The sequence below is a fragment of the Micrococcus sp. TCR-5 genome (assembly GCF_052220525.1).
In the GTDB taxonomy this organism is placed as follows: Bacteria; Actinomycetota; Actinomycetes; order Actinomycetales; family Micrococcaceae; genus Micrococcus; species Micrococcus luteus.
The window spans coordinates 14,854-31,437 of the sequence record NZ_JBQPDO010000011.1; the positions used below are offsets into that span (position 1 = coordinate 14,854).

Sequence of the window (16,584 nt, forward strand, 5' to 3'; positions counted from 1 at the left end):
TTCGAAAGTCCACATTCGCCCGATTTCACGTTCGAAAGTCCGGGGTGGGGCGGGGTGGGGCGGGTCCTGCACAGGTGTTCGGCCCCGCACAGGAGGGGGCCGGACGCCCGCCCACGACGACGGCGCCCGCATCCTGGCCGCATGCCCCGCCGCCCCGCACCCCTTCCGCCGGCCCTCGCCGGCCGCGTCTTCACCCGGCGCGAAGCCCTGGACCGCCTCTCCTCCGACCGGCTGCGCAGCCTCGACCTGCGCCAGGTCACCCACGGGGCACACCGCGCGGTCGTCGACGTGCCGGGGTCGTGGGGCGCGCTCGGATACCCCCGCCCCGTGGCGGCCCTGCCGCCGGAGGAGGCCGCCGTCGTGGTGGCTCTGACCCGTGGGGTCACCTCGCATCTGACGGCGGCGCGGCTGCACGGGCTCATCCTGCCGTGGTGGGCCGAGGAGGACATGCGGGTGCACGTGAGCCGGCCGCACCGCACGGGTCGGACAGGGCGCGCGGGCGTCGCCTGCCACGGACGCACGGTGCCGGCCGAGGACCGCGTGGAGGTGCACGGGGTCCCGGTCACCTCGCTCGAGCGGACGTGGGTGGACCTCTGCTCCCTGCTGCGGCCGGATCAGGTGGCGGACGCCGTCGTCGCGGGGGACGCGCTGGTGAACCGTCCGTGGGCCGACGGGACCCGACTCCCGCCGCGCACGACGGCGTCGCGGCTCTCCGCGGCGCTGGAGCGGGCGGGCCGGTTCAAGGGCGTGCGGGTGGCCCGGGCTGCGCTGGCGCTGATCCGGGTGGGGGCGGACTCGCCTCCGGAGACGCGGCTGCGGCTGGCGCTCCTCGACGCCGGGCTCCCCGAGCCGCGCCTCCAGGCGCAGCTGGTCTCACCGGCAGGGGAGCGGACCGACGCGGACATGGTGGTCGAACGGTCCCGCGTGGCCCTCCACTACGACGGCGGCCACCACCGCACGCCGGAGCAGCAGCGACGCGACGCACGGCGGGACCGTCTCTGGCAGGAGGCCGGCCACCTGTCCATCACGGTGATGGGCGCCGACCTGGCCGAGGACTTCCGAACCGTGGTGGCCGCCGTCGTCCGCCACGACCGGGCCGTGCGGGCGGCCTCCACCTCCGGCCCCGCCCCGCAGAACTTTCGAACGTGAAATCGGGCGAATGGGCACTTTCGAACGTGGGATAGGCCCTCTCTCACGTTCGAAAGCGCGTCGGGCGCGCCACCCGTCAGGCGAGCGAGTCCTCCCAGGCCCGGTGCAGCGCCGCGAACCGCCCGTCGGCCGCCACCAGCTCGGCGGGGCTGCCGTCCTCGACGATCCGGCCGTCGTGCATCACGAGCACCCGGTCGGCGGTCTCGACGGTGCTGAGCCGGTGGGCGATGATCAGCGCCGTCCGGTTCCCCAGCAGCCGCTCCAGCCCGGCCTGCACGAGCCGCTCGCTCGGCAGGTCCAGCGACGACGTCGCCTCGTCCAGGATCAGCACGGCGGGGTCCGCGAGGAACGCCCGCGCGAACGACACGAGCTGCCGCTGCCCCGCGCTCAGCCGCCCGCCGCGCTTGGCGACGTCGGTCGCGTAGCCCTCGGGCAGCCCCAGGATGAAGTCGTGCGCCCCCACCGCCCGGGCGGCCGCCTGGATCTCGGCCTCGGTGGCGTCGGGCCGGCCGAGGGCGATGTTCTCCGCGATCGACCCGGAGAACAGGAACGCCTCCTGGGTCACCATCACCACGTTGCGCCGCAGATCCGCCTGGCTGAGCTCGCGCAGCTCCACCCCGTCCAGCGTCAGCGAGCCGGTGGACACGTCGTAGAACCGGGCGATGAGCTTGGCCAGCGTCGACTTGCCCGCGCCCGTCTGGCCCACCACGGCCACGGTCTGACCCGCCGGGATCACGAGGTCGAACTCCGGCAGCACCACCCGGTCCGGCCCGTAGCTGAACACCGCGTCCCGGAACTCCACCCGCCCGGACGCCACGCCCGCCCCCGGCGCGTCGGCCCCGGGCAGCGGCGTGGGCTCGGCGGCCTCCACCACGGTGGGCTCCTCCTCGAGCAGGCCGGAGACCTTCTCGAGCGCCGCCGTCGCGGACTGCAGCGACGAGTAGAACATCGCCACCATCTCCATGGGCTGGAACACGCGCCGCCCGGCCAGCAGGAGCGCCACGAGCACCCCCACCTCGAGGTCGCCGTCGAGCACGCGCAGGCCCCCGGTCACGAGCAGCGCCGCCACCGTCAGGTTGCCCGTCGCCACGAGCACCGGCTGCAGGATGCCGAACAGGTTGAGCGTGGCCACCATGTCGTCCCGGTAGGCCGTGGCCAAGTCGCGGTACCGCGCGTCGTTGTCCCGTTCCCGTCGGAAGGCCTGGACCGCGCGGATGCCGGTCATGGTCTCCACGAAGTGCACGATCGACCGCGCCGAGGACACCCGCGACCGCCGGTACGCCTCCTCGGACCGCACCTGGTACCAGCGCGTCACGATCGCCACCGGCACGGCCGCGCCCAGCAGCACGAGGAACGACGGCGGGTCCAGCAGCAGGATGGACGCCGCGGTGAACGACATGAACATCAGCCCGGACACGAGCGAGGACACGCCCTGGTCCAGCAGCTCCCGCAGCGCCTCCAGGTCCGAGGTCTGCCGCGAGATCACCCGCCCGGACGTGTACCGCTCGTGGAAGCCGAGGCTCAGCCGCTGCGTGTGCCGGAACACGCGCAGCCGCAGGCTCAGCAGCATGGCCTGGCTCGCCCGCGCGGTGAGCCACGTGTACGCCCCCAGGAGGCCGCCGGAGACGACGGCCGCCGCCACGTACGCCCCGCCCACGGGGACGAGGATGGGCCAGACGGACTCGCCGGCCCGCACGGCTTCGACGACGCGCGGCAGCTCCGCGTCGATCGCCCAGGCGATGATCAGCGGCCCGGCCGCCCGCGCCGCGTTGGACACGAGCACGAAGACCGCGGTGAGCAGCAGCGTCCCCCGGACCGGCCGCGCGAGCTCGCCGAGCAGCCGGAAGGACCGGCGCCGGATGTGGCGGCGCTCCGCGCGGGTGTAGTCGAGGTCCTCTTCGGCCCCCACGCCGCGCACGCGGCTCACGTCGGCGGCGCTCATGCCTGCTCCTCCGGTCGGCTCGAGATGATGTGCCGGTACACGGCGCTGCGGGCCAGCAGTTCGGGGTGCGTCCCCACGTCCTCGATCCGCCCGTCCGCCAGCACCGCGACCCGGTCCGCGAGGGCCACGGTGGAGGGACGGTGCGCCACGATCAGGGTGGTCGTCCCGTCGAGGACCTCGCGCAGGCGCGCGGTCACGGCCTCCTCGGTGCGCACGTCGAGGGCGGAGAGGGGGTCGTCCAGCACGAGCACGTCCGGGCGCGCCGCGATCGCGCGGGCGAGGGCGATCCGCTGGCGCTGTCCGCCGGAGAGGCTGAGGCCCTCCTCGCCGATCTCGGTCTCGACGCCGTCCGCCAGGTCCGCCACGAAGCCCGCCTGCGCGGTCTCGAGCGCGAGGTCGAGCAGGGCGTCCGCCGCGGGGGAGTGGAGGCCGTCCGCGAGCACGTCCGCCGGGGCGCCGAGCAGCACGTTCTGCCGGATGGTCGCGGAGAACAGCGTGGCGTCCTCGAACGCCACGGACACCCGCCGGCGCAGCTCCTCGAGCGGCATCCGGCGCACGTCCACCCCGTCCACGCAGACGGAACCCGCCGTGACGTCGAGCAGCCGGGGGACCAGCTGCAGCAGCGTCGACTTGCCGGCGCCGGTCGCGCCGACCAGGGCCATCGTCTCGCCGGGCACCAGCTCGAGGTCGACGCCGTCGAGCAGGTCGCGCTCCCCGCGCCCCGGGTCCGCGTCCGGCCAGCGGAAGCGCACCCCGTGGAACGCGAGCGCGCCGGTGGCCGGGGGCACGACGGCGGCCTCCCCGGTGGGCGAGGCGATGTCCACGGGCGTGGCGAGGACGTCCACGTGGCGGTCGATCGCCGTGCGAGCCGAGAGCGTCATGCCCATCAGCTGGCCCACCGACTCGACCGGCCCGGCCAGCACGGCCGCGGTGGCGAAGTAGGCGGCGAGCGCGCCCACCGTCAGCTCCCCGGTCGCCACGAGCCACAGGCCCAGGGCGAGGCCCAGGCCCAGCACCGTCTCCGGCAGGGCCACGATCAGCGCGATGAACCGAGCCAGCACGGACGCCTTGTGCACCTCGGTGCCCTGCAGCGTGCGGGCGCGCCCGCGGAAGCCGTCGAGGGCGTGCGCGCCGCGGCCGAACGCCTTGAGGACGCGGATGCCGTGCACCGACTCCTCGACGGACGTGGCGAGGTCCCCGGCCTGGTCCTGGGAGAGCCGGGACGCGGCGCGGAAGTCGTTGCGGAACCCGAACGACGCCCACATGATCGGCACGGCCGCGGCGAGGTAGAGCAGGGCCAGCTGCCAAGACAGCAGGAACAGCAGGACGAGGCCGACGGTGATGGTCACCACGTCCACCACGAGCATGACCGAGCCGAACGCGATCCACCGCCGCAAGAGCGAGAGGTCGCCCTGGGCCCGGGAGAGCAGCTGCCCCGAGGGCCACGCGTCGTGGAACGCCACCGGCAGGCGCTGGAGCCGTTCGAACAGGGCGATGCGCGCCCGGTTCTCCACCCCGGCGGCCGGCGGGAGGATGAAGTACCGGCGCAGGCCGATGAACGCGGCCTCGGCGAGGCCGAGCACGGTGAGCAGGCCGGCGGCCCGCCACACGTCCGCGCGGGAGTCGGGGGAGGAAGGCCGGGCGAGCACGGTCTCCGTGAACACGGTGTCCACGAGCAGGTGGATGACCTGCGGGATGGCCAGGGCCACGAGGCCCGCCGCCATGGCCGAGGCGAGCCCGAGCACCCAGCGCGCCCGCACGCCCTCGAGGTACGGTGCGATCCCGCCCAGGGCGTCACGCAGGGACGAGGCGCCGGGAGAGGTGGTGCGGGTCACGGGGCTCCACTGTACCCGCGGCCCCGGACGGGACAGGCGGCTCAGCCCCGCGGGACCAGGTCCAGCACCACGGCCTCGGGCCGGCACGCGAACCGCACGGGCGCGGACGGCGCGGTCCCCAGGCCGGCCGACACCTCGAGCGGGACGGTCCGCCCCGCGGCCGTCCACGTCGAGACCCCGGAGGCCTGCCGGCGCGGCAGGTCGCAGTTGGTGACGAGCGCGCCGAGGAACGGCACGCAGACCTGCCCGCCGTGGGTGTGGCCGGCGAGCAGCAGATCGGCGCCGTCGACGGTCATGGCGTCCAGCACGCGGCGGTACGGGGCGTGGGTGACGCCCAGCCGGAACCGCCCGTCGCCGCCGGGCCGCCCGGCGCCGTCGTCGTGTGCGGGGCCGGGGAAGCCGGCCCAGGCGTCCAGACCGAGGTGCGGGTCGTCGGTGCCGGCGGCGAGGACCTGGAGCGTGGTCCCGGCGCGGGTCGGCACGGCCAGGGCGACGCCCCGGTTCGTCAGGTCGGCCCAGCCGGCGGCGCGGAACGCGCCGAACAGGACGTCGGAGGGAAGCCGGGGCCGGTCCGCGTCCATGCGCGAGGGGCCCGCGAAGTACCGCAGGGGGTTGGCCGCCTTGGGCGCGTAGTAGTCGTTGGAGCCGGGCACGAACACGCCCGGCCGCGCCAGCAGCGGCCCGAGCGCGTCGAGCACGAGCGGCACCGACGCCGCGGCGGACACGTTGTCCCCCGTGTTGACCACGAGGTCAGGCTCGAGTACATCCAATCCGCGCAGCCACGCCCGCTTGGCCCGGTGCCGGGGCAGCAGGTGGATGTCCGAGAGGTGCAGCACCCGCAGCGGCGCCGACCCGGCCGGCAGTACGGCCAGTCGGTGCGTGCGCACCGTCCGGGCCTCGGCCTCGACGAGGCCCCAGGCCAGGCCGAGGCCCGCCGTCGTGGCCATCCCGACGGCGGCAGGCGCTGCGGAACGGAGCATGCGGCGGGTGCGGGAGGCGGCGGGGCGCATCGCGGTCAGTAGCCCGGGACCGCCTCGGGCAACGGCCCGCCCCGGTCCAGGTCGTCGATGTGGAACTGGCGTCCGTCCGGGTGCTCGCCGGCCTCGCCCGGGTCCTCCGACTGCGGGCCGTCCCACTCGGGCAGTTCACCCGGCGGGAACTTCTCCTTGGCCAACTGGTTGTACTCGAGCCAGGACGGGCCGTTGATGGAGGTCGAGTAGAACGGGTTGCGGACCTCGCCGTTGACGGTCTCGCCCGTCATGGTCTTCAGGTTGTTGTAGCGGCCGGTCCACACGGCGGTGGCCAGCTTGTTGGTGAACCCGACGAACCACGTGGAGGACACGTTGTCGTTCGTGCCCGTCTTGCCGCCGAACTCGTAGCCGGCGCCCTCCTCGGCGATGTTGAAGCCGCCGATGTGGCGCAGGACCGGCATCAGCTCCCGGACGTGGTCCGGGTCGATGACCTGGTCGCACTGCGGGTCGGCGACGTCGTACTGGTTGCCGGCGGTGTCCGTGACCTCCAGGATGGCGCGCGGCTCGCAGTACAGGCCGTTCGCGGCGATGGCGGCGTACGCGCCGGCCAGGGAGAGCGGGGCCACCGAGTCCTTGCCGAGCAGGAAGGACGGGTCGTCCGGCTGCAACGGGGAGCTGTCCAGGGCGCGGGTGACGCCCAGCTGGGTGGTGAGGCTCGTGATGTCGCACAGATCCAGCTGGTACGCGGTGGCGACGGTCGGCGTGTTCACCGACCAGAAGAGGCCCTCGTCCACGCGCACCTGCCGCAGCATGCCCGGGACCACGTTCTTGAACTGCCAGGTGCCGCCGACCGTGGTGTAGCCGCCCGGGCGGCACGAGGCAGCGAACCGCGTGCCCGTGGGGTAGACGTTCCGGGAGGCGTCCACGGAGTCGACCAGGCGGTTGCCGTTGCGCAGCCACGTCAGTGCCACGAAGGGCTTGAGCGTGGAGCCGGCCTGGAAGCCCTGGCCGCCACCCCACTGCTTGTCCACGTTGAAGTTCAGCGAGGTGTGGCCGAGCTCGTCCTGGATGGCGTACTCGGTGTTCTGGGCCATGGTGCGGATGTTGCCGGTGCCGGCCTCCACCGAGGTGAGCGCGTGGCCGGCGCCCAGCGACTCGTTGTTGGGCACCGAGGCGCGCAGGTTCTTCTCGGTCTCCTTCTGGAGCGTCGAGTCGATCGTCGTGCGGATGGTGAGCCCGCCGCGGTCCAGCAGGGCCTGGCGGGACTGGACGTCCGGGCCGAACGTGGGGTCGGCGAGGATCTGCCGCTCCACGTAGTCGCAGAAGTAGGTGCCGAACTTGGCGTAGAGGCAGCCCGAGGGGCGGGACTCCATGACCACCTCCATCGGCTGGGCGACGGCGTGGTCGTACTCCTCCTGGGAGAGGTAGCCGTTGTCCTTCATCGCGTTCAGCACGAGGTTGCGCCGCTCCGTGGCCTCCTCCGGATTGCGGGCCGGGTCGAACCGGGTGGGGGACTGGACCATGCCGGCCAGCGTGGCGGCCTCCCAGCTCTCCAGGTCGGCGGCGGACTTGCCGAACACGTACTGCGAGGCGGCCTCGACCCCGTAGGAACGGCCGGAGAACAGCACGATGTTGAGGTAGCCCTCGAGGATCTCGTCCTTCGACATCTGCTTCTCGACGGCGACCGCGAGCTTGATCTCCTTGACCTTGTCCGCGATGTTCTTGGAGCCGGAGAGCGTGAGGCGGGAGTCGCCGCGGATCTGCTGCACGTTCACCAGCATGTTGTTCACGAACTGCTGGGTGAGGGTGGAGGCGCCCTGCGTGGAGTCGGAGGTGGCGTTGTTCACGGTCGCGCGGATGAGGCCTCGTGCGTCCACGCCCTCGTGCTCGTAGAAGCGCTCGTCCTCGATGGCCACGATCGCGTGCTGCATGTGCTCCGAGATCTCGTCCAGCGGGACCGGGGTGCGGTTCTCCTCGTAGAAGACGGCGATCTCCTCACCGTCCTCCGACAGGATGCGCGACGGGACGGAGACCGGCTCCGCGGGCAGCTCGTCCGGCAGCTCCTCCAGCATCTCCCGGCCCGACGCGGCGGCGACACCGGCCAGGCCCGCGACGGGCAGCAGGAGGGCCGCCACGAGCAGGCCGGCCACCGCCGAGAGGCCCACGAAGGCGAGGAGGCGGCCGAGAGCGCTCGAGGGGGCGGGGAAGCGGGTCGTGCGGGAGGCCATGGGCGCGAGTGTAGCGCGGGCACCTGGGACCTCTTCCGGGGTCCGCGCCGGTGGCTAGGGTGGGTCCCATGACTCAGCAGACGCAGTGGGAGTACGCCACGATCCCCCTCCTCATCCACGCGACCAAGCAGATCCTCGACCAGTGGGGCGAGGACGGCTGGGAGCTCGTCACGGTGATCCCGGGCCCCGAGGGGAACAACCCCGTGGCCTACCTCAAGCGTCCGAAGGCGGCGTGAACGTGACGGCGCAGTCCTCGGCCCCCACCTGGGGCGACGGCGCCGTCGCGGCCCGCCTCGCGGCGCTCGGCATCGACCGACCCGCCGTCGCGGCGCCGGTCGGCTCCTACGTCCCGGCCCTGCTTGACGGCGACCTCGTGCTGACCTCAGGCCAGCTCCCTTTCGTGGCCGGCGCCCTGCACGCCACCGGCAAGGTGGGCGCGGAGGTCACCCCCGAACGCGCCCAGGAGCTCGCGCGGGCGTGCGCCGTGAACGCGATGGCCGCGGTGCACGAGCTGCTGGGGGACCTGGACCGAGTCGCCCAGGTCGTCAAGGTCGTCGGTTTCGTGGCCTCCGACCCCGCGTTCACCGGTCAGCCCGGCGTGGTGAACGGCGCCTCGGACGTGCTGGCCGAGATCTTCGGCGAGGTCGGCCGCCACGCGCGCTCCGCCGTCGGCGTGGCCGTGCTGCCCATGGACGCTCCCGTCGAGGTGGAGATCACCGTCCGTGTCCGCTGACCCGGCCGGCATGCTGCTGCCGGTCCCGGAGCAGGAGGAGGACCTCACCCGCCAGTGGCTGGACCGGCGCTTCCGCCAGGTCCGCCCGGCCCGGCCCGCGTCGTCCGTCGTCCTGGTGCGCGACGGCGACGACGGCCCGGAGGTCTTCCTCCGCCACCGCGCGGGACGCACCCCGCTCGGCCGCGTGGGCCTGCCCGGCGGCGCGCTCATCGAGTCCGACGCCGACTCCTGCCCGTGGTACGGGCCCGAGCCCTCCCAGTGGGCCCGCACGTTCGGGACCACGGACCGGCGGCGTGCGCGGCAGCACGTGGTGGCCGCCGTCCGCGAGCTCCACGACGAGGCCGGAGTGCTCCTCGCCGGCCGCTCCGACACGGACGTCGTGGCCACGGCGCGCATCGAGACCTGGGGCGGGGGCCGCAGCTCGCTCGAGGAGGGCTCGGAGAGCCTGCCCCGCCTGCTGGCCGCGCGCGGCCTCGGACTGCGCACCGACCTGCTGCGCCCCGTCATGCGCTGGCAATCCGCGCCCCACGTCCACCGACGCTTCGACACGGCCGTGTTCGCTACGACGACCCCACCGCTGCAGTCCGCGCCGACAGCAGAGGAACCCGGTCCCGAACTCCAGGCGTGGGTGCCCGCGCGTCGCGCGCTCGCCGGCCCGCTGCGGCTGCCCGGACCCGCCGGGGCGGAGGGCACGGCGCCCTTCGACCAGGTGGCGACCCCACTGACGCAGGTGATGGTGCGTCGGGTCGCGGCGCACCGGACGGCCGCCGCCTTCCTGCTCTCCGTCACGCCCTGTGCCCGGCGCGACCCCGTGCCGGAATACCACCTGGTCACCGAGGCCGGCGACGACGGCACCCCCCGGATGCGCGTGGAGCGGGCCACCCGGGACTGACCGGGGTGGCCCGCTCCACGGCAGGGCGGGGGGCGTCAGCGCGAACGCTGACGCAGACGCTGCAGGTCCAGGATGACCACGGCGCGGTTCTCCAGGCGGATCCAGCCGCGCTGGACGAACTCGGCCAGGGCCTTGTTCACGGTCTCGCGGGACGCGCCCACCAGCTGGGCGAGCTCCTCCTGCGTGAGGTCGTGCGCCACCAGCAGGCCGTCCGCGGCCGGCCGGCCGAAGCGGTCCGCGAGGTCCAGGAGCGCCTTGGCCACGCGGCCCGGCACGTCCGAGAACACCAGGTCCGCCAGGGACTCGTTGGTCTTGGACAGGCGCTGGGCCAGGGCCTGGAGCAGCTGGACCGACACATCCGGCGACGAGGCGATGGCGCGGCGCAGGTTCTCATGGCGCAGACCGGCCAGGCGCGTGGCGGACACCGCGGTGGCGGTGGCGTTGCGCGGGGCGGGGTTGAACAGGGCCATCTCGCCGAAGATCTCGCCGGGGCCGAGCACGGCCACGAGGTTCTCGCGGCCGTCCGAAGCGGTGCGGCCGAGCTTGATCTTGCCGGACATGATCACGTACAGCTGATCGCCCTGGTCGCCCTCGTGGAACGCGGACGCGCCGCGGGAGAGCTCCACCTCGGTCAGCTCCGAGGTGAGGATGGCGAACACCTCGTCGTCCAGGTTGGTGAACAGCGGAGCCTTCCGCAGAACCTCGAGATCCATGTGTGCGTGTCCTCTCTGTGGGCAGTTCCTCACACCGCGGCGGAGGAGCCGCCCGGTTCACTGGCGTCCATTGTGCCCCATACCCCCGTGCGGGCCGATACCCTGGATCCTCCACCGGGCGCGCGGGCGGTCCCCGCGCGTGGCCGGTGCCGTCGCATCCGAAGGAGGTCGCCCATGCCGCTGGGTCTGACGTGGCTGGACGTCCTGCTCATCGTCGCGCTCGCGATGCTCCTGGTCCAGGGCCACCGTCGCGGCCTGTGGGTGGTGCTGGGCAACCTCGTCGGCCTGGTCGGCGGTGCCGCGATCGCGTTCTACGCCCTGCCGGAGGTGGCGGAGTTCGTCACCGCGCCGCAGTGGCGGTGGGCCGCGCTGATCGCCACCCTCGTCCTGCTCGTGGCGGCGGGCCAGTACGTGGGCGCCGCCATCGGCGAGGCGATCCGGCTGCGCGTGAACCTGCCGGCCCTGCGACTCGTCGACCGCCTGCTCGGCGCGCTCGCCGCCGGTCTCGCGGGCGCCCTCGTCCTCTGGCTCGTGGCGTTCTCCATCGCGGCCTCCGGCTCCACCGCGGTCACCCGTGAGGTGAACCGCTCGCAGGTGATCACGGCGCTGGACACCGTGATGCCCGACTCGCTCCTGGCCTGGGCCGCCCGCTCGCGCTCCGCCGTCGCCGACCTGGACGTGCTGCCGGAGCTCGAGCTGCCCGCCCCCGTCCCGGAGTCCGACGACGGCGTCCGCGCCGCCCCGGCCCCGGCCGCGACGCCGGGTCTGCCCTCGGCCGCCTCCTCCCCGTCCGACACCGCGACGTCCGCCCCGTCCGCCTCGGCGACCCCCGAGGAGCCCGACGACGCCGCCGCGGCGTCGTCGTCCACGGCCGCCGCGCCGTCGGCCACGACGACCGCCCCCGCCTCGTCGACGTCGACGGCCGCCCCCTCGACTCCCGCCGCCTCCTCGGCGTCGGCCGCCGTCGTCCGGCTGACCGGGACGGCCGCGCAGTGCAACCAGGTGCAGAGCGGCTCGGGCGTGGCCGTGGCCCCGGACCGCGTGCTCACGAACGCGCACGTGGTCCTCGGCGTGGACGCCCCCACCGTGACGGACCGCGCCCGCGGCGTGCACGCGGCGCGGATCGTCCACCTGGACACGGCGCACGACCTCGCCGTCCTGGCGGTCGACGACGCGAACCTGCCCGTCATGCCGGTCGGCGCCGAGCTGACGGGCGGCGCGTCGGCCTCCGTCCTGGGCTATCCCGACGGCGGCCCGTTCGCCTCCACCCCCGCGACCGTGCAGGCCGTCGGCGAGGTGCCGCTCGGCGACGTCCTGACCGGTGCCGCGAGCATGGTGGACGTCTACACCCTCGCGGCGGACATCCGCCACGGCTACTCGGGCGGCCCGGTGGTGGACACGGCCGGGAACCTGGCCGGTCTGGTGTTCGCCCGGGCCCCGGGCTCGGACGCCGTCGGCTACGCCCTGACGGCGGACACCATCGCCCCCGTCGTCGCCGCGGCCCCGGAAATGACGGCCACGGTCCCTTCGGGGGACTGCGTCCCGGGCGGCTGAGCCGGCGCCGCGCCACGCGCCTGATGCCCGCATTCCGGACCGGACTGTCCGGCAACGGCCCGTGTCGACTATTGTGTCCTCCGTCACACTCGAGTTTTCCCGACCCCCGGAGGTCCTGCATGTCCAGCACCGTCTCCGCGCCCGCGTCGGCGCCGAAGCGCACCCGGGAGGAGTTCACCGGCCGGTGGGCCTTCATCCTGGCGGCCATCGGCTCCGCCGTGGGCCTCGGCAACATCTGGCGCTTCCCCTACGTCGCCTATGAGAACGGCGGCGGCGCGTTCGTCATCCCCTACCTGATCGCGCTGCTCACCGCGGGCATCCCGCTGCTGTTCTTCGACTACGCGATCGGCCACCGCTTCCGCGGCTCCGCGCCGCTGGCGTTCCGGCGCCTGTCCCGGTGGACCGAGACCGTCGGCTGGTGGCAGGTGCTCATCTGCGTCGTCATCGGGATCTACTACGCCGCGATCATCGGCTGGGCGATCATGTACACCTGGTTCTCCGTGGACCAGCGGTGGGGCGACGACCCGGAGACCTTCCTCATGGGCGACTACCTGCAGGTCGCCGACGACCCGTCCCCGTCCTTCGACGTCGTCTCGGGCGTCTTCTGGCCCATGCTCGCCGTCTGGGTGATCACGCTGCTCATCATGGGCTTCGGCGTGCGCCGGGGCGTGGCCCTGGCCTCGATGGTCGGCATCCCGCTGCTCGTCGTGATGTTCCTGATCCTCGTCGGCATCGCCCTCACCCTGCCGGGCGCCGCCCAGGGCCTGGACGCGCTGTTCACGCCGAACTGGGCCGCGCTGGCGGACCCGGGCGTCTGGATCGCCGCCTACGGTCAGATCTTCTTCTCGCTGTCCGTCGGCTTCGGCATCATGATCACCTACGCTTCCTACCTCAACCGCCGCACGAACCTCACCGGCTCCGGCCTGGTGGTCGGCTTCTCCAACTCGGGCTTCGAGATCCTGGCCGGCATCGGCGTGTTCTCCGCCCTGGGCTTCATGGCGCAGGCCTCCGGCGTGTCCGTGGCCGAGGTGGCCGGCAGCGGCATCGGCCTGGCGTTCATCGCCTTCCCCACCCTGATCTCGCAGGCCCCGCTCGGCGCCCTGATCGGCGTGCTGTTCTTCGGCTCGCTCGTGGTCGCCGGCTTCACCTCGCTGATCTCGATCCTCGAGGTCGTCATCTCCGCCGTGAAGGACAAGCTCGGCTGGGGCCGCTGGACGGCCACGATCGTGGTGATCGGCCTGTCCGGGGTGGTCTCCCTCGCCCTGTTCTCCACCACCACGGGCCTGCAGATGCTGGACACCATGGACGCGTTCGCCAACAACTTCGGCATCGTGGGCGCGGCGCTCCTGTCGGTGCTCCTGGTCACCGGTGCGCTGGGCTCGGCCCGTCGCATCACGGCGCACCTCAACGCCGTCTCCTCCTTCAAGGTCGGCCGCGGGTACGTGCTGCTGATCGGCGTGCTCATGCCGATCGTGCTCGCCTACATCTGGCTCTCCTGGATCATGAAGGTGATCGCGGAGGGCTATGAGGGCTACCCGGGCGACTTCCTCGGCGTCTTCGGCTGGGGCATCGCGCTCGGCTCCGTCGCCCTGGCGATCCTGCTCTCCCTGATCCCGTGGTCCCGCAAGTCCAACCTCTACGCCGAGGACCTGGACAGCGAGATCCACGGCGACCTCATCCCGCACAACGCCGTGCCCGAGGGCACCGTCCCCACCGGCGCCCTGCCGGTGGTGCCCGCGGCCGCCACCCGGAAGGAGCTCTGACCGATGAGCACCGCAGCGATCGTCATGATGTCCCTGGCCATCCTCCTGGTGTGGGGCGGCCTCGCGGTCTCCGCCGTCCACCTGCTCCGCCACCCGGACGACTCCTCGGGCGACCTCGCCATCGAGGACGAACTGGCCCCCGCCGTGTGGGAGCGCGAGGATGGCCGTCTCGACGCGCAGCACCGGTGAGTCGATGAGGGCCCCCGGTCCGTCCGCAGCGGCCCCGTCCGCGGCCTCGGTCGCCGACGGGGCCGCGGGCGTGGTCTCCGCCTCCCTGCCGGTCGTGGCGGTGGACGGGAGCCTGCCGGCCCCGCCCTACCGGCAGATCGTGGACGCGGTCCTGGCCGGCGTCGCCTCCGGATCCCTCGCCCGCGGGGACCGACTGCCGCCCGTGCGTGCGCTCGCGGCCGAGCTCGGCGTGGCACCGGGCACCGTGGCCCGGGCCTACAAGGAGCTCGAGGCGCACGGCACCATCCGCACCCGGGGGCGCGCGGGCACGTTCGTGGCCGCCTCGGCGGACGCCCGCGCGGACGCCGCGCACCAGGCCGTGCGCCGCTGTCTCGACACCCTGCTCGAACGCCTCGGCTACACGCCCGACGAGGCCGTGGAGCTGGTCCGGCGGGACGCGGCCGCCCGCGCCTGAGCCGGGCCCGCCCACCGACGACGCCGCCCCGGACCGCACACAGCGTGCGGACCGGGGCGGCGTCGTCGTGCCGGCTCAGGCCTTCGGTGCGAGCGTCTCCACGATGCGCTGCATGACCGTGGGGTCGGCCAGCGTGGTGGAGTCGCCCGGGTCGCGGCCCTCGGCCACGTCCTTGAGCAGGCGGCGCATGATCTTGCCGGAGCGCGTCTTGGGCAGCTCGGGGACCACGAGCACGCGCTTGGGCTTGGCGATGGGGCCGATGTTCTTGCCCACGTGCTGCCGCAGCTCCTCCTCGACCTCGGCGACGTCGCGATCGGCCGCGGCGGCGTCCTCGGTGAGCAGGACGAACGCGACGACCGCCTCGCCCGTGGTCTCATCCTTCGCGCCGACCACCGCGGACTCGGCCACGGACGGGTGCGCCACGAGGGAGGACTCGATCTCGGTGGTGGACAGGCGGTGGCCGGAGACGTTCATGACGTCGTCCACGCGGCCCAGCAGCCAGATGTCGCCGTCCTCGTCGTAGCGGGCGCCGTCGCCGGCGAAGTACATGCCGGGGAAGCGGGACCAGTAGGTCTCCTTGAAGCGCTCCCGGTCGCCCCAGATGCCGCGCAGCATGGACGGCCACGGCTCGCGCACCACGAGGAAGCCCGCGCTCGTGTCCGTCATGGGCTCGCCGAGCTCGTCCACGACCTCCAGCACGACGCCGGGCACCGGCCTCTGGGCGGAACCGGGCTTGAGGGTGGTCACGCCGGGCAGCGGGGTGAGCATGTGGGCGCCTGTCTCGGTCTGCCACCAGGTGTCCACGATGGGGCAGCGGCCGGCGCCGATGACCTCGTGGTACCAGCGCCAGGCCTCCGGGTTGATGGCCTCGCCCACGGAGCCGAGCACGCGCAGGCTGGAGAGGTCGTACTCGTCCGGGATGTGCCGGCCCCACTTCATGAACGTGCGGATCGCCGTCGGCGCCGTGTAGAGGATGCTCACGCCGTACTTCTGCACGATCTCCCACCAGCGGCCCTGGTGCGGGGAGTCCGGGGTGCCCTCGTAGATCACCTGGGTGGCGCCGTTGACCAGCGGCGCATAGGCGACGTAGGAGTGCCCGGTGACCCAGCCGACGTCGGCGGTGCACCAGAAGACGTCCGACTCCGGGTGCAGGTCGAAGGTGTCGTGGTGGGTGGCCGCGGCCTGCACGAGGTAGCCGCCGGTGGTGTGCAGGATGCCCTTCGGCTTCCCGGTGGTACCGGAGGTGTAGAGGATGTAGAGCGGGTGCTCGGCGTCGTGCCACACGAGCTCGTGCTCGTCGGACTGGGCGTCCACGACGTCGTGCCACCACAGGTCGCGGCCCTCGGTCATCTCGACCTCGGCCTCGTTGCGGCGGACCACGAGCACGTGCTCGGCGGTGTGGCCGGGCGCGGAGAGGGCCTGGTCCACGGCGGGCTTGAGCATGGAGGGCTTGCCGCGGCGGAAGGAGCCGTCGGCCGTGACGACGAGCTTGGCCTCGGCGTCGTCCACGCGGGAGCGCAGGGCGTCGGAGGAGAAGCCGCCGAAGACCACGGAGTGGACCGCGCCGATGCGCGCGCACGCGAGCATCGTGATGACGGCCTCCGGGATCATCGGCAGGTAGACGGCCACGCGGTCTCCCTTGGTCACGCCGAGGGACTCGAACGCGTTGGCGGCGCGCCGGACCTCGGCGGCCAGGTCGGCGTAGGTGTAAGTCCGGGTGTCGCCGGGCTCGCCCTCGAAGTGGATGGCCACGCGGTCGCCGTGGCCGGCCTCGACGTGGCGGTCCAGGGCGTTGTACGCGGCGTTGGTGGTGCCGCCGACGAACCACTTCGCGAAGGGCGCGTCGGACCAGTCCAGGACGTCGGTGAAGTCCTGCTCCCAGTGCAGGATCTCGCGGGCGCGGCGGGCCCAGTAGGCCAGGCGGTCCTCGGCGGCCTCCTCGTAGAGGTCGGCTCCGGCCACCGCCTGGGCGGCGAACTCGGTCGGGGGCGGGAACGTGGGGATCTGCTCGTCCATCGACGGGGTCCTTTCGGGGTGGTGCGGTCGGTGCGCGGCACGGATGTGACGCGTCCCACACTAGTCTCCCGCCTCAGCATGCCGCGCGCGGCGTCGTCGCCACAAATCCTCAGGTCCTGTGTGTCGCATCGCACCCAGAAGCGGG

General features: G+C 73.4%; 14 protein-coding genes. 8 read left to right on the top strand and 6 right to left on the bottom strand.

Going from position 1 to position 16,584, the window contains the following annotated elements:
• The first annotated feature begins 141 nt into the window (after positions 1–141).
• Positions 142–1,149: a hypothetical protein gene (locus ACTSKS_RS07530; RefSeq protein ID WP_095353861.1), complete on the top strand. Its 1,008-nt coding sequence runs from the start codon at positions 142–144 to the stop codon at positions 1,147–1,149.
• A gap of 76 nt (positions 1,150–1,225) precedes the next feature.
• Here the strand turns inward: ACTSKS_RS07530 and ACTSKS_RS07535 are convergent, their stop codons facing one another.
• From ACTSKS_RS07535 to ACTSKS_RS07550, 4 genes are read right to left on the bottom strand one after another with little or no spacing between them, the layout of a single operon-like run.
• Positions 1,226–3,091, bottom strand: coding sequence for an ABC transporter ATP-binding protein (locus ACTSKS_RS07535; RefSeq protein WP_158183955.1), 1,866 nt, complete (start codon positions 3,089–3,091; stop codon positions 1,226–1,228).
• Positions 3,088–4,926, bottom strand: coding sequence for an ABC transporter ATP-binding protein (locus tag ACTSKS_RS07540; protein WP_217565100.1), 1,839 nt, complete (start codon positions 4,924–4,926; stop codon positions 3,088–3,090). The genes ACTSKS_RS07535 and ACTSKS_RS07540 overlap by 4 nt, the downstream gene beginning before the upstream one ends.
• A 41-nt stretch (positions 4,927–4,967) precedes the next feature.
• On the bottom strand, positions 4,968–5,936 hold the full coding sequence (locus tag ACTSKS_RS07545; protein ID WP_217565102.1) for a metallophosphoesterase: 969 nt from the start codon (positions 5,934–5,936) through the stop codon (positions 4,968–4,970).
• A 5-nt stretch (positions 5,937–5,941) separates the two neighbouring features.
• On the bottom strand, positions 5,942–8,125 hold the full coding sequence (locus ACTSKS_RS07550; protein ID WP_217565104.1) for a transglycosylase domain-containing protein: 2,184 nt from the start codon (positions 8,123–8,125) through the stop codon (positions 5,942–5,944).
• A gap of 68 nt (positions 8,126–8,193) precedes the next feature.
• Here ACTSKS_RS07550 and ACTSKS_RS07555 point away from each other — a divergent pair, with 68 nt between their 5' ends.
• Genes ACTSKS_RS07555 through ACTSKS_RS07565 form a run of 3 tightly spaced genes read left to right on the top strand, consistent with a single transcriptional unit; the run spans position 8,194 to position 9,750 of the window.
• A complete protein-coding gene (locus tag ACTSKS_RS07555) occupies positions 8,194–8,361 on the top strand; it encodes a DUF4177 domain-containing protein (RefSeq protein ID WP_010080276.1) in 168 nt (55 codons plus the stop codon).
• Positions 8,358–8,858: a RidA family protein gene (locus ACTSKS_RS07560; protein ID WP_095694911.1), complete on the top strand. Its 501-nt coding sequence runs from the start codon at positions 8,358–8,360 to the stop codon at positions 8,856–8,858. Before ACTSKS_RS07555 ends, ACTSKS_RS07560 begins: the two co-directional genes overlap by 4 nt.
• Positions 8,848–9,750: an NUDIX hydrolase gene (locus ACTSKS_RS07565; RefSeq protein ID WP_217565107.1), complete on the top strand. Its 903-nt coding sequence runs from the start codon at positions 8,848–8,850 to the stop codon at positions 9,748–9,750. Before ACTSKS_RS07560 ends, ACTSKS_RS07565 begins: the two co-directional genes overlap by 11 nt.
• A 35-nt stretch (positions 9,751–9,785) precedes the next feature.
• On the opposite strand, the gene ACTSKS_RS07570 is transcribed toward ACTSKS_RS07565, so the two are convergent.
• Entirely contained in the window at positions 9,786–10,463 is a 678-nt protein-coding gene (locus tag ACTSKS_RS07570) for a Crp/Fnr family transcriptional regulator (RefSeq protein ID WP_002854021.1), read from the bottom strand.
• A 174-nt stretch (positions 10,464–10,637) separates the two neighbouring features.
• On the opposite strand from ACTSKS_RS07570, the gene ACTSKS_RS07575 reads away from it, so the two are divergent.
• The 4 genes from ACTSKS_RS07575 to ACTSKS_RS07590 all read left to right on the top strand — a co-directional run bounded on the left by ACTSKS_RS07575 (position 10,638) and on the right by ACTSKS_RS07590 (position 14,423).
• Complete coding sequence (locus tag ACTSKS_RS07575) at positions 10,638–12,017, top strand: MarP family serine protease (RefSeq protein ID WP_216879499.1); 1,380 nt, start codon at positions 10,638–10,640, stop codon at positions 12,015–12,017.
• 119 nt (positions 12,018–12,136) lie between these two features.
• Entirely contained in the window at positions 12,137–13,780 is a 1,644-nt protein-coding gene (locus ACTSKS_RS07580) for a sodium-dependent transporter (RefSeq protein WP_041103987.1), read from the top strand.
• A 3-nt stretch (positions 13,781–13,783) separates the two neighbouring features.
• The gene (locus tag ACTSKS_RS07585) at positions 13,784–13,969 is read left to right on the top strand and encodes a methionine/alanine import family NSS transporter small subunit (protein WP_049144840.1); all 186 of its coding nucleotides are present in this window, start codon (positions 13,784–13,786) and stop codon (positions 13,967–13,969) included.
• Positions 13,941–14,423, top strand: a complete 483-nt coding sequence (locus ACTSKS_RS07590; protein ID WP_049144842.1) for a GntR family transcriptional regulator — start codon at positions 13,941–13,943, stop codon at positions 14,421–14,423. Before ACTSKS_RS07585 ends, ACTSKS_RS07590 begins: the two co-directional genes overlap by 29 nt.
• Before the next feature lie 75 nt (positions 14,424–14,498).
• Here the strand turns inward: ACTSKS_RS07590 and acs are convergent, their stop codons facing one another.
• A complete protein-coding gene (acs, locus tag ACTSKS_RS07595; protein ID WP_061867654.1) occupies positions 14,499–16,439 on the bottom strand; it encodes an acetate--CoA ligase in 1,941 nt (646 codons plus the stop codon).
• Positions 16,440–16,584: the final 145 nt, after the last annotated feature.

Excerpts from the sequence above, each read along its gene's own strand:
- ACTSKS_RS07530 (WP_095353861.1), top strand. The coding sequence starts at position 142 with ATGCCCCGCCGCCCCGCACCCCTTCCGCCGGCCCTCGCCGGCCGCGTC.
- ACTSKS_RS07535 (WP_158183955.1), bottom strand. The coding sequence starts at position 3,091 with ATGAGCGCCGCCGACGTGAGCCGCGTGCGCGGCGTGGGGGCCGAAGAG.
- ACTSKS_RS07545 (WP_217565102.1), bottom strand. The coding sequence starts at position 5,936 with ATGCGCCCCGCCGCCTCCCGCACCCGCCGCATGCTCCGTTCCGCAGCG.
- ACTSKS_RS07550 (WP_217565104.1), bottom strand. The coding sequence starts at position 8,125 with ATGGCCTCCCGCACGACCCGCTTCCCCGCCCCCTCGAGCGCTCTCGGC.
- ACTSKS_RS07555 (WP_010080276.1), top strand. The coding sequence starts at position 8,194 with ATGACTCAGCAGACGCAGTGGGAGTACGCCACGATCCCCCTCCTCATC.
- ACTSKS_RS07570 (WP_002854021.1), bottom strand. The coding sequence starts at position 10,463 with ATGGATCTCGAGGTTCTGCGGAAGGCTCCGCTGTTCACCAACCTGGAC.
- ACTSKS_RS07575 (WP_216879499.1), top strand. The coding sequence starts at position 10,638 with ATGCCGCTGGGTCTGACGTGGCTGGACGTCCTGCTCATCGTCGCGCTC.
- ACTSKS_RS07580 (WP_041103987.1), top strand. The coding sequence starts at position 12,137 with ATGTCCAGCACCGTCTCCGCGCCCGCGTCGGCGCCGAAGCGCACCCGG.
- ACTSKS_RS07585 (WP_049144840.1), top strand. The coding sequence starts at position 13,784 with ATGAGCACCGCAGCGATCGTCATGATGTCCCTGGCCATCCTCCTGGTG.
- ACTSKS_RS07590 (WP_049144842.1), top strand. The coding sequence starts at position 13,941 with ATGGCCGTCTCGACGCGCAGCACCGGTGAGTCGATGAGGGCCCCCGGT.
- acs (WP_061867654.1), bottom strand. The coding sequence starts at position 16,439 with ATGGACGAGCAGATCCCCACGTTCCCGCCCCCGACCGAGTTCGCCGCC.